Origin of the sequence: Zavarzinella sp., assembly GCA_041399155.1 — a bacterium.
Lineage (GTDB): Bacteria > Planctomycetota > Planctomycetia > Gemmatales > Gemmataceae > JAWKTI01.
Map to the genome: position 1 here is coordinate 166,196 of JAWKTI010000007.1, position 12,457 is coordinate 178,652.

8 protein-coding genes are annotated in these 12,457 nt (G+C 50.7%); 2 read left to right on the plus strand and 6 right to left on the minus strand.

Translation table 11 applies throughout. The features are described 5' to 3' along the window. Positions 1-203: 203 nt before the first annotated feature. From R3B84_24095 to R3B84_24110, 4 genes are all read right to left on the minus strand, one after another. Entirely contained in the window at positions 204-2,996 is a 2,793-nt protein-coding gene (locus R3B84_24095) for a tetratricopeptide repeat protein (GenBank protein ID MEZ6143657.1), read from the minus strand. 249 nt (positions 2,997-3,245) lie between these two features. After that, a complete protein-coding gene (locus R3B84_24100) occupies positions 3,246-4,460 on the minus strand; it encodes an LptF/LptG family permease (GenBank protein MEZ6143658.1) in 1,215 nt (404 codons plus the stop codon). A gap of 45 nt (positions 4,461-4,505) precedes the next feature. Continuing rightward, positions 4,506-7,787, minus strand: a complete 3,282-nt coding sequence (locus tag R3B84_24105) for an AsmA-like C-terminal region-containing protein (GenBank protein MEZ6143659.1) — start codon at positions 7,785-7,787, stop codon at positions 4,506-4,508. Between the two features lie 528 nt (positions 7,788-8,315). Further along, positions 8,316-8,465 carry a hypothetical protein gene (locus R3B84_24110; GenBank protein MEZ6143660.1) on the minus strand — a complete coding sequence of 50 codons (150 nt, stop codon included), beginning with the start codon at positions 8,463-8,465 and terminating at the stop codon, positions 8,316-8,318. Between R3B84_24110 and R3B84_24115 the strand changes: the two genes are divergently transcribed. Then, entirely contained in the window at positions 8,412-9,188 is a 777-nt protein-coding gene (locus R3B84_24115; GenBank protein MEZ6143661.1) for an IS630 family transposase, read from the plus strand. The two genes, R3B84_24110 and R3B84_24115, sit on opposite strands and share 54 nt — an antisense overlap. Positions 9,189-9,229: 41 nt before the next feature. Here the strand turns inward: R3B84_24115 and dcd are convergent, their stop codons facing one another. Beyond that, positions 9,230-9,775 (minus strand): dCTP deaminase, encoded by a 546-nt coding sequence (gene dcd / locus R3B84_24120; GenBank protein MEZ6143662.1) that lies wholly within the window; start codon positions 9,773-9,775, stop codon positions 9,230-9,232. Between the two features lie 445 nt (positions 9,776-10,220). On the opposite strand from dcd, the gene R3B84_24125 reads away from it, so the two are divergent. After that, the gene (locus R3B84_24125) at positions 10,221-10,805 is read left to right on the plus strand and encodes a hypothetical protein (protein ID MEZ6143663.1); all 585 of its coding nucleotides are present in this window, start codon (positions 10,221-10,223) and stop codon (positions 10,803-10,805) included. 11 nt (positions 10,806-10,816) lie between these two features. On the opposite strand, the gene R3B84_24130 is transcribed toward R3B84_24125, so the two are convergent. Beyond that, on the minus strand, positions 10,817-12,457 hold the full coding sequence (locus tag R3B84_24130; protein MEZ6143664.1) for a TolC family protein: 1,641 nt from the start codon (positions 12,455-12,457) through the stop codon (positions 10,817-10,819).

Consider the following 12,457-nt stretch of genomic DNA (forward strand, 5'->3'; position numbering starts at 1 on the left):
ACTAAACCCAGTTACCAGCGATTCAGAGGTTGAACTGCTCCGCGGCAAACAATCTGGGTAAGTGGGAGGGTCACGAGAAAAAGTAGTTCCGGTTTTCTGAAGCAGACCGCACCATGCACACGATAAGTGGGTAAAGATGCGCCCTGTGGCACCGGCTTCCAGCCAGTGAAAAGTAAATCCAGCTCCAGGATGCTATATTCCAGTTATTTTTTCGTAGCTGCAGGCAGGCTTTCAATAAATTTGGCAAACTCCGGTTGTTTCTTCATGTAGTCGTTGTGCCAGCCAAGTTCCTTGGCAAACGTTTCTTTGGTAAATGGCTGCTGGCTGTGGGCTCTTTTTAGATAGTAAATCGCGCGCTGAAGTAATTCCTGGGCTTTTTCGTCCAGTTTCTCTGCAGCAAACCATTCCGTGGCCAAGGCATAGTTTTTTGCCAGATTATAGGTCTGGGCAAATACCGTGGGTGGCTCTCCCAGATCTTCCAACATCTGCAGGCTTTTTGCAAACTCAGGCAGATCCTTCTTCATGCGACTCATTTCAATTCGGTAATTGATCATCACCGATTCAACATTCCGTGGGTAACTGAAATTCTTTGCCTGCTTTGTCTTAGCAACTACCTGTAGTAGTGGGTCAATATGTTCCCACGCCTCGTCATCCAGTTTTAGTTTTCGTAGTGCCACGATCAGGTTTGCCAGTGGCAGAATGATTCTGGGATCTTCCGGACCATATACCTTCCTCACAATCTGCAGTGTACGAACAAGTAACCCTTTGGCTTCATCAAGTCGATCAGCTTTCGTATAACTGTTTGCCAGATTCCCCATGGTCGTAAGCAAATCGGGGTGTTCCTCTCCCAACTTTTCCTGTTGCAGTTTCAGTGTCTTTTCACGTAGTTCCAGTGCATCATCGTATCGTTGTAATGAATAATACACATTACTTAGCGCATTCATCGAACCTAAAGTACTAGGGTGAAGCTCGCCAAGTTTTTCCTTGCGTAGTGTTAGTGTTTTTTCCAGTATTTCGAGCGCATCCTGCATGCGATTCTTCTTGTAGTAATACCCACCCAGAGCTTCCATGCTCAACAGCGTATCTGGGTGGTCGATTCCCAGAATTTCCTGCCGTAGCTTCAACGTCTTTTCCAGCAACGTAATCGCATCATCCAATCGTTGAAAGGATTCATAACTAATAGCAAGGTTATGCATGCTCATTAAAGTATCGGGATGATCCGGCCCGAGAATTGCCTTTCGGCGTTGCAATGTTTCATCTCGTAGTTCCAGTGCCAATTCTCGCTTGTTCGCACTGGCGTAACAATTGGCAAGATTATTCATTGTCCACAGAGTATCCGGATGATCAGGTCCCAGCACTTTCTGGCGAAGCTCTAATATTGTTTTGAATATCTCCATCGCTTCGTGTCTGCTACCAAGATAGAAGAGATTGATTGCCACGTGGTTGGCACTGTGCAAGGTATCTGGATGTTCCGGCCCCTTCGAATCAGCCAATAGCACTTGTAAACGTTTGAAGTGCTTCACAGCTAGGTCAGATCGACCCACGGATTCCAAGGCACTGCCCAGGGTTTTCCGTAGTTCCGCTTCAATTTCAGGTCGATCATCGAACTTCCCTTCAATTTTGTCAGAAGCACGCACCAAAACTTCGCGCAGTTTTACATCGGCTGCATAACGAATAGAGCTGTCCTTCAGTTGGGTCTTGGGATCTGCCAAATCCAGAACATCCAGTTGCAGAAACCGACGCACCTCATCGGCAAGTTCTGTTTTTTCTTCGGCGTTGTGCTTTGCATGCAAAGCTTCGATGCGGCGTTGTTCTGTTTGTTGTTCGGCCAGCTCTGCTTTTTTGCGAGACTGATTCGCCCAGATTGCAAGACCAGTTGAAAGCACTACCCCCACTGCCAGCGTGGCAGCTAGCCCGATCCAGATTTTGCGGCGTTTCCTGCCTTCCACCAGTTGCATTGCGGTGGCTGCATTTTGGAGTTCTGCCTGTCGGGCACGCTCTTCCGAATCCATTCTTAGCCGTGCGACCAACTGTGCAACTTCCGCTGCTCCTGCGGGGCGATCCGACTTTTCGATTGACAGGCACTTTTTGCACAACAAAACCAGTTCCGGATCTGCTCCGCATTGATCGAGTGCCGCGAAACAGTCGGCCAGTTTGCCCATAGCCGCCAGTTGGCGGGTCGTTTCGGATGACTTGCTCTGGTATGGCGGGCGACCAGTCAAAATGGCAGCCAGAATTCCTCCCAGGCCAAATACATCAGTTTGCTGGTCAATTCTGTCAACCGCACCGATTGCCTGTTCTGGTGCCATGTAACTTGGGGTGCCCAGCACGCTGCCGGCCTGGGTAAACAAGTCGTCACTGTCCCGCGTCGAGCGTATTTCTGTTGCAGCAGAGGTCGATTCCGGATCGATGAGTGTCTCTGCTTTGGCATTCCGCAGCACCTTTGCCAGACCCCAGTCCATCACCTGCACTTCACCAAAATTGCCCACCATGATGTTGCGTGGTTTCAGATCGCGGTGGATCACATCGTGGGCATGGGCATATGCCACAGCGTTGCAGATATCTTCAAAAACAGCCACCAATCGAGATCGATCATGGGTAGTATCGGTGCGGGATTTCAGGATTTCATCCAGCGTTTCGCCTTTAATGAGTTTCATTGCCAGAAACGGTCGACCATCCGCCAGCGTGCCCAGATCATGGATCGGGGGGATGCCGGGGTGCTGCAACTGACCAGTAATTCGGGCTTCATCCAGAAATCGATAGGCAGTGCTCGAAGCTACTTCGTACTTACTATGCAAGACTTTAACGGCAATTTCGCGGTTCAGAACCCTGTCTGTTGCTCTGCGAACTTCCCCCATGCCACCTGCGGCAATTGGTTCGCCAATTTCATACCGAGTGGAATGGGTAATTTCAAGAATTGTTGCAGCTTGTTGTGAATCCTGCGTTGTGGCGTTGGCACTGACGAGACTGGAAGCCTCTGTCCGGTTCGGGTCCATGTGGGATCTCCTCCAGAGGAATGTCGCCATTGTAACCCAGATCTGCAGTCAGATGTGCGGTTTTTTAGGATTTTTTACCAGTTATCTCTTGCGGACTTGGCATCGAATTTTCAGTAGATGATTTTGTGCAGCCAAATTAGAAGTGCCAGTATTGCAATATTGTAATATTGGAACCCGATTTCCCAGCAACTTCTTGGGTAGGATTGGGTTAGTGGATGAAATCTTGATCACAATTTTTTGGACAATCGTCTAACGCTTCATCAACCTGCGGATCAGCACAAGCGAACTGATCAACAGAAAAATGTTCGCAGCCCAAGGGCCATATGGTGGGATACTCCCTTCCTTGGACATATTTGCACCTGCCAATAGCAGTGGGTAATAAGCAAATACCGCAGGCAGGAAACAGATAATGAAAATGCTCAAATAGTCGGAGCGGTTCGCCCAGATTCCCACCGGGCAGCCGATCAGCACGAAGCAAAGACAGCCCACTGCAGTGGCTGGTCGCATGTGGCGTTCTGTGCGGACTTTGTTCAGCAGATTGTCCACATGCTTCAGTTTGTGCTTGTACTCTTCGGCGATTTCTCTGGCATTCATCGTCGCCGAAATCTGCGTTTCTCCCTGGCTTTTCAAGTCTGCTACAATCGCTTCCACTTCCCGCAACTCTTTCAGTATTTCATTTTCACGCACCGTTAGCTCTTTCCAGGTCAGTGAACTGGGGCGTTCTTTGGCCGTTTTGCCGAAAATCGACACTGGCAGAGTGGTGGAATAGCGTTCGGAGGTCACTTCCGAACTGTCGCCGGAGCCATGATCGACGACGCACCGCCCCATCACCACAGTTAACTTGGGCAGTGCGTCCGGATTATCGTCCCACTGCACAATCAAGCGGGCGGTCTGGGCACGGGCAACCAGATCGTAGCCATCGCGGTTCTTGTTCCGCTTTTTGACCACCACATCGATCAGGTCTTTCCCCTGCACGTCCTTCACATAGACCACAAAGTCGAGGCTGCTCTGCTTCAGACTACCTTCCCGCTTCAACAAGCCGTACAGCACCTCTTCAGCATCCTCCAGGAACTGCTTTTGCAGTTTTCGCTGGGACATTGGTATTACATCGTAATACAGATATCCCGTCACTCCGGTGGTCAGCACCCCCAGCAGCAGTGCGGGCCACAATAAGTGGTAAATGTTGACGCCAGCAGACTTTAAGACAATTACTTCGTTATCAGCAGACATCCGCCCATAGACGATACACACCGAAAACAACGTGGTGGAAGGAATCGTAAATGGCAGAGTATTGGGAATGATGTACGGGATGGCCAGCAGCACCTGCACCGGCGAGAGGCCTTTCTGGGAGGCTTCCTGCACCAGACCAGCGAGTAGAAACATTCCTGTCAGAGCGGTTAAAGTAATGAGAAATACTTTCACCAGCTCCAGAAATATCATGCGGTTAATCGCACCGAAATACATGGCAAATCCTTCGCAGCCACCAGATGAAGAGGAAATCGCAACCGTTTACGGGTTCGGACGGACATATTGAAACAGCCGTCGAACGGGATCGGTTAATGCGGGCAAGGCTTCCTGTTCAGTCCGGATTTTTCCTTCTTTCAATTCACCTTTCACTTTAATTTTATAGAGCAGGCTGCTGAGACGCGAAGAAAGATTGCCAGAAACACCAAACAGATTGCGAAGATCGGTCCAGACCGTATAGAATTCCAGGTCGAGGTCAGTGCCATCAAGGTTCATTTCCCCTTCCCCACCCAGACTGACAGCATTGCCCAGCAAGTCAAGCTGGCCAAAGCGAACGCGGTTGCCACGGATGCGAAAGACGGCGTGTGCCTCTTCAAACATCGTGTGGTCCATCGGTCGCAGGCGAACCAGCTTGATAATATCCAGCATGAATGGCAGGTCGAGGATTTTGCCTTTGGGGATATCCACTGCCCCACTGCCCTGAATGACTGGCATTCGGCTTTGGGGATCGATTGGATTGGCCAGCCGCAGTTGCAGGGTGGCATCACCCGCGAGTTGCGTTTTGGGCCCCAGGTGGTTGATTTTGGCAAATTCTTCCAGTTTCAGCTTCGCACCATCGAGCGACAGCGAAAACAGCATCGGACTGCCCATGCGGATGCGGGCTTCCCCGCCAATTTCCCCACCGTAAATCTGAGCGCGAATCGTTTCAATCGCCAGAATATCTGGCTTTTGTGGGTAAATCTTCATTGCAGCGGTGAGTTGGCTGACTGGCTGCTTTAACACCGCTGCCTGATCGATTGCCAGATCGCTGACCACCCGATCCAACTGGTTATTTTTGAACAGGCCCCACGATGAGATTCGCCCACGGACGCCCGTCCAGGGCACGCCGGTATTGAAGCGGGTATTGGTAAACTGGGCGGTACCGTTCCAATAAATCGACAAATGATCTTCTTCAGGTGCCTGATCTCCCACCAGCATCGGATTGGCCCCTTCTGCCTCCGGTGGGTAGTTGCTGACCACTAATTGCTTGGCGTGGAGCTGAAAATCCCCATTCAGTTCCAGCGACTTACAGGTATCCTGGATCCCACGTGGGAGAGAGTGGAGAAAATCGTCGTCGATCGTCAGATGTTCCGCACGGACATCGCGAATATCCGCATAATAGCCCCCACGCAGGGGTAATTGAATTGTGGCACTGGCCACTTTCAGGCTTGTCCGCTGGTGGCTTCCCGAAATTTCGCCCATCGTGACGGTGCCATCGGCATACTTCAGCCGTCCAGTCACCTGATTCAGTGCGTACGGCCAGAAAACAGGCCGAATGGTGATTCCGTTAAACGATAAGCCGAGTTCCAGATCACGTGCGGGGATAAATTCGGCTGCCTTTAACTGTTCATCCACCCGATCGTGCAGCACAATGCGGATTTCACAATTCATCCGTCCCGTGGGATCGAAAGAATCCCAGGCACTATTCAACTTGATATCACCAATGGCTTTGTGCAGCGAACCATCCAGTGGGACTGATTCGCCACTGATATTGAGGCGAAAGACCGCGCCCAGGTCTTCTGGTGTGCGGGAGCCACTGATTTTCAAAAATGCCCCACCGGTGCCACGGGCGGTGAAATCTTTGATCTGCAGCGAGCCGATTTCCCCACGAAACGGCTGCACTGGCTGACCAGGTGCAATGGGCTGCACCGCAGTGGGTTCATCCTGGGCAGTGCGGATCACCAATTTACCCGCCAGTTCGGTCAGTGGGTAGCGAAATCGCTGGTAATTCAGGGAGCCCTTCTTAATTGTGATGTCGAATTCATTGTCAAATGCATCCGGCCCGTGCTTCTGGCGGATCGATTCATTATGGCGAATCCGTGCGGTAAAATCGCCCACCGCTTCTGGCTGCAGCGAGCGGATGACCGTGGGATAGTGATCCGGCAGAGCATCAATCAGCGTATCATCCAGCAGAATATCGGAACCCGTCAGCACCAGATCGACAGAACCGTCCAGCCCACTGACTATTGTACCCTTCAAGGTCACAGGTTTCTGTTTCCCCTCACCGACAAGGTCCAGTTCGAACTGGTTGGGGCGGTTTTCCTGAACGGTCAGCACAATATTGCCGCGAATCTGATCGACGGGATAACGAAAACCCCGATACATTGCAGACATCCCACGTGGCTGGAAGGTAATGCGGGTTTTAGGCTCTTCTTTGGTAAACGTGCGTTCCACAATAATGTCCGCTTTCCCTTTGGGTGCGAACATATCCTGAATTTCTTTGTATTTTGGTGGCAGGCGATCAAACAATGCCTGATTCAGCTCCAGATTGACCAACGACACTTCCACGTGCTGCAATAAATTAGGAATTTGTGAGAAATCCATCTCCGGTTGATGCAGAGGATTACCCATCTCCAGGTGGGCACGCAATTCTGTTCCATCGGCCTGACCAACAAATCGCGTAACACGAATTGTTTCCGGCGTAATATTGGCATCCAGTTCCAGTTGGCTGAACTTTACAGGCAGTTCGGGGTGCTGCGCTGAGGCGTCACGCAATTTGAGATCGAACGAATAGGCCCAGGTGGGCTGGTGACCCTGGCGCCAGGTCAAGCGACCGTTCAGTTGCACATTCCCACGGATTCCCTGCATCTGTTCGTGGGCGTCGGGTGCCAGCGTGGCCATTAAACGACGCACCCCACCGTGCAGTGGGAGGTTTTCGACGGAAATGTCGACAATTGCTTCCCCCACCGTGCGATATTTAGCCTGCACCTGAAAAGGGCCGGTAATATCTGAATTTGCCGTAAGTTCCACACTGAAAAGATCTTGCGGATCATTGATGACCGTTAACTGGACTTCATTCAATGTCACAAGTTCTGTCGCGGAGCGTGCATCGTCGCCCACGACAATGGTGGCATCTTTCAGCACCAGGATGGGGACAATTTCATCATCATTGGCAGGATTAAATTCTTCTAATAAATTCCAGGTTCCCGCACTGTTCCGACGTGCGACAATTTTGGGCTGGTGAAATTCAATTTTCCAGGCGGCTAGTTTCCCACGTGACAGGGCTTCTTTGTCCGGCCAGATGATTGCTGTTGGAATGTCGATCAGTGGCTCGCGATTGGCACTGCTTCGTGGCGTAATCACCACATGGTTGATCCGAATACCACCGAACAGGCGGAAGGATGCCGACCCCACTTCAATATCACAATTTGGAAACTTTTTTTGTAAAGACAGGCGCACCTTGTTGGTAATTTCTTCATTGATGCCAAATCTCTGGTAAAGAAAAATACCAACGATGGCGATGAATGAAATGGTGATTGCAAGTCGTGTGAGCCGTTTGCGTAACACGATGCCTCCTTGCACCTTGTAGATTTTGCACAATAATGTGGCGGGCGGTTTCCGTCAATACGAGTGAATCTCCCACGCAAAGTGGTTGAGATTGCCTAATTTGTGTAAATTGTTGCCGCCAGGGCAATTCGATGCAGACTATTTTGCCATGTGGGTACTGGGCGAATATCACCCACTTCCAAAGCCAAATCAAATAATTAAACCAAAATCAGATTGAAAATCGGTGTTTACAGATTTGGTGAGTTATGTTAAGCTGGTCAGAATGTTCAACCTAGGCAAGTCGACCAACCTTTGGAGATCAAGGATGATCCGACCGAACACTACTAAATGGAATCAAACCACCGATGATTTGCGTCGCCTGGCTCTGGAATCCGAGCATCCTCGTACTCGGGAGCGGTTTATGGCTTTGTACCAAATTGCTCTTGGTCACACTAACGCAACTGCTTATGCCGCAGAAATTGGACGTTGCGACGATGTGTTGTTGAACTGGGTTCATAAATATAACAACCATGGACCTGACGCCTTGATTTATCGGCGTACTGGCGGCCGTGTCCCCCTTTTGTCCAGTCGCAGATAGAGCAGATCGTTGATGCCGTTCTGAAAAGCGATCCGGTAGATCACCAATTGCCAGGCCACGGATGGACGATCAGGAAGTTGTGCAACTGGATCGGTTGTCAATTCCAGCGGTATGTATCTCGGAATACCGTGCGGCGGATCCTGCAATTAGCGGGATTGAGCTGGAAGAAATGCAAGAAACTGTTCGGCAAAGGGGACCCTGAAAAGCGGGCCGAATACCTGAAACAGTTCGCGGATATGTACCAGCAAATGTGTCGCGGCGATATCGTGATCATTTATATTGATGAATCCCATTTTCATCGTGATATGGACTTGGGCTATACTTGGTGGCGCAAGGGAGAATCGGCTTGGCGAGTGAGTGATTGCCCTCCGCTGTCCGATCGCATCAACTGGTATGGTGCTTACAATTTCAGTGCTGGTGCATGTTTGATCTGGAACGAAGGCAAATGCAACAAGGAAAACACGGCTGAATTTTTGCACCGAGTGAACGATTGGGTAGAAAGACAAGGTCGACGTGTTGTGGTAATTTGGGATGGAGCACCTTGGCACAAGGCGAAGTTCGTTCGAACCAAAGCCAGCGAGTTGGACATCGAAATAGTAGTTTTGCCCAGTTATAGTCCCGATTTCAATCCCATTGAAGGGTTATGGAAATGGATGCGTGAAGAGGTCACGCAACATTGTTGTTTTGCAACCTTGCGTGACTTGTTCGACGCTTGCAAAGGATTCATCGATACATTGAATGAAACTCCGGATGAAATAATTAAAAGACTGTGGCCAAGATTTGAAGTCGATCCTCAAGCGGAAAAACTCCGATTTTCAATCTGATTTTGGTTTAGAACTTCGATATGATTGGATAAACGCGGGGTTCACTCACCGTCTTCGTCGCCTGGTTGCACGAACGGTAGGGTAAGGCCGGGTTGATCCTGGTATTTGCCACGTTTGTCGGCGTAGCTGGTTTTGCAGACATCTGCCGCACGGAAAAACAGCATTTGGGCAATCCCTTCCCCAGCATAAATACGTGCAGGCAGTGGGGTAGTATTGCTGATTTCCAGCGTCACCTTGCCCCGCCATTCCGGCTCCAGTGGGGTAACATTCACAATCAGGCCACAGCGGGCGTAGGTGCTTTTCCCCACACATACCACCAGGACGTCGCGTGGGATTTCAATGTATTCCACCGTTTCTGCAAGCACAAAGGAGTTCGGTGGGATCAGGCAATGTTCCCCCTCATGTTCCACAAAAGAGCGGGGATCAAACGATTTTGGGTCGACCACTGCACCGAAGACATTGGTGAAAATTTTAAAGCGTTGATCCAGCCGCACATCATAACCGTAACTGGTGACGCCATAAGAAATTACGCCGGGACGACTTTTCTGTGGTTCGAACGGCACGATTTTGACATCCCGTTCAATCATCCAGTCCGGCAACAGACCCGCAGGTTTCATTCGATTTCTCGCCAAAGAATTACTTATTGGCATAAGAAAAGTTTTGCTTCAAGTCCTGCCTTTTTCTGGAAAGTACCCGTTTGCAGCCCGTGTGGCTGCGGATATCATGGTTTCGTTTGTCATGAGGTGCCCTCATTTTCGATGCTGTCAAAGACCAAATTCGGAGCGTGGAATTATTTCCACTGTATATTAATATATCCACGGCCCGCCAAATTCTGGCGATTTTTTTCTCGCCAGGACGGATTCTGGCCAAGATTGGCAGCCGTAACCTCTTATCTGAAAACAACTTGCGACGATCAGAACTTTTTTGTGAATTTTTGCAAAATTTGTATCACCTCTACCGCAACGTGTTCGCTCTGGTGCGACTTCATATTCTGATGACAGTGCTTGTAACAGCTACTTTGGGAGACAATCGATGTTGAAATCCGAATTTATGTTATGCTCTGCAGTTGTCTGCTTCTGGGCTTCCAATCTGTTTTCGCAATTTCCCTCTGCTGAGAAGTTGATCGCTGAACAGCAGAACGCACTGGCCCCGCTCAAAAAGATGGATGGTAAATGGCGTGGGACGGCCTGGACGATTCGGCCAGATGGTAAAAAAATTGAAATGGTACAGACAGAGCGTGTGGGTTCCATGCTAGAAGGAGCTGCAAAAGCAGTCGAAGGCAGAGCATATGATGAGGATGGGAAAATCGTCTTCAATGCGTTTGCGATGATTACTTACGATCCGATGAGCAAGAAAATTACGATGCGATCCACCGCACAAGGCCGCGTGGGTGAATTTGAAATCAAATTGACCAAAACTGGCTTTACCTGGGAAATTCCAGCAGGGCCTGCCACGATTCGTTATGTTGCGGAAATTACTGAGGGTAAATGGACTGAATATGGTGAGAGACTGATTCCTGATCAGAAGCCCTTTCGCTTTATGGAAATGAATTTGCGTCGAATTGGCGACACAGACTGGCCTTCTGCAGGTGCTGTCCAACCAGAAGAGAAAAAATAGATAGTAATGTGTCAGCGGACGGGCACCAGGTATCCCAGGGCGGCCTTGTATTGTGCCTCAGCAATAAAATATTTCAGTTGGGCACTCACTTCGCCTAGCTGGGCATCGAAGGCAAACTGTTCCTGAATATTGACCTTGAAGACTTCACTGAAGCCCGCCTCAAACAGCACTTGCTCGCCATCGGCAACCATGCGGCCATAACGCACCCGTTCGGAAACCTGTTTCGTTTGCTCGTGGGCACGTTCCAGTGCCACAAATGCATTCTGGACTTCGGTGCGGATGACATCCCGCTGATTTCGAATTTCCTGGTTGACCTGTGCCAACTGGGCCTGAATGGCAAACACTTTTCCTAAGGCGTCGCGTCGCTGGTAGGGCAGGCGAAATTCGACCCCCACATCCACGGACTGTCGATCCAGTCGAGAAGGGCCGGTAGCTGGTTTGCCAAAACCCACATCGGTGGCACCAGAAATAATGGCGTTAAATGCTGGCTGGGTCAGGTTTTGCGATTGCCGCAGTTCCACTTCCAGTACTTCCCGCTGGTAGGCCAGGCGGAGTAATTCGGGGCGGTTCTGCCAGGCATAGTCGATTGCGGCTTGCAGTTGTTCCCCATCGGGTTCGCTCATCATTGGAAAGTTCGGCAGCCGACCGTAGGCAGGCAGCACCGATTCCCCATTGGTATCGCGGAGAAACATTGAAAGATCCACGGCCGCCTTGGCGAACATCTCTTCCGCTTCGACCAGGCTGGCATTCCGGCCATAGAGGCTCTGCAGGTTGTTGGCCCGTTCCACTTTCGCTGCAACCTGGCCTGCCACCACGGCTCGGAGTTGTTCATCGCGATCCTGGGCCAGTTTTGCCAGTTCGCGGGCAATTCGTAGACGCTGGCCTGTCGCTACCCAGGCGTAATAGGCACGGCTGGCTGCCAGTTGCAGGCGAATGTTCTGTAACTGGATTAGTGGTTCAACAGCATCCCGCCCAATGGTTGCCTGCTGCAGGTTCGCCCGAGCCCGATCAATATCGCGATTTTGTAACAGAGGGATGCTGACACCGGCTCGAAACTCCCCACCTTCGGCGGTTTTGTCCCCACCTTTATAGACGGGGTAATCGCCAAAGCCCCCACGGTATCTGCTGAAGACATTGACACCGGAATCGGTAAACGCCTGACTGAGCCCCGTGGTAAAGCCGTAATTCTCATAAGTGGCCAGTGGTGAGTTATAACTGGCTGCGGTGATGTTCAAATCGAACGCACCGAAGGCGGAAAGCAGCTTCCCTTCCGCCACGGAACGTTCCAGGCGGGCAGCCTGCAGCAGTGGGAAGTGATTATCAACTGATTGCAGCACTTCAGACAACGTCAAGTCACCCAGTACCGCACTGGGCGGGGTACCTTGCAGACGGGGCAGGGTTCTGGGGATAGCGGGACTGAGTTCTGGCAGAACAATATTGAAGTTGGGCAATTTATCCGGTATTTTGGGCAACGGATTGAGTTTGGGTTGTTGAAAATTCGCGGGCAGCAGTTCTTGTTGCTGCGGCACCTTTTTGGTGGCAGGGGGCACATTGACCACTGGCGGAACAACGCGGTCGCTCGCAAACTGATCCTGTGCCCACACCAGCGGCGATTGCATCAGGAAAATAATCAGGCATCCTTGCCAACGCAT

Excerpts from the sequence above, each read along its gene's own strand:
- R3B84_24125 (MEZ6143663.1), top strand. The coding sequence starts at position 10,221 with ATGTTGAAATCCGAATTTATGTTATGCTCTGCAGTTGTCTGCTTCTGG.
- R3B84_24130 (MEZ6143664.1), bottom strand. The coding sequence starts at position 12,457 with ATGCGTTGGCAAGGATGCCTGATTATTTTCCTGATGCAATCGCCGCTG.
- R3B84_24095 (MEZ6143657.1), bottom strand. The coding sequence starts at position 2,996 with ATGGACCCGAACCGGACAGAGGCTTCCAGTCTCGTCAGTGCCAACGCC.
- R3B84_24100 (MEZ6143658.1), bottom strand. The coding sequence starts at position 4,460 with ATGTATTTCGGTGCGATTAACCGCATGATATTTCTGGAGCTGGTGAAA.
- dcd (MEZ6143662.1), bottom strand. The coding sequence starts at position 9,775 with ATGATTGAACGGGATGTCAAAATCGTGCCGTTCGAACCACAGAAAAGT.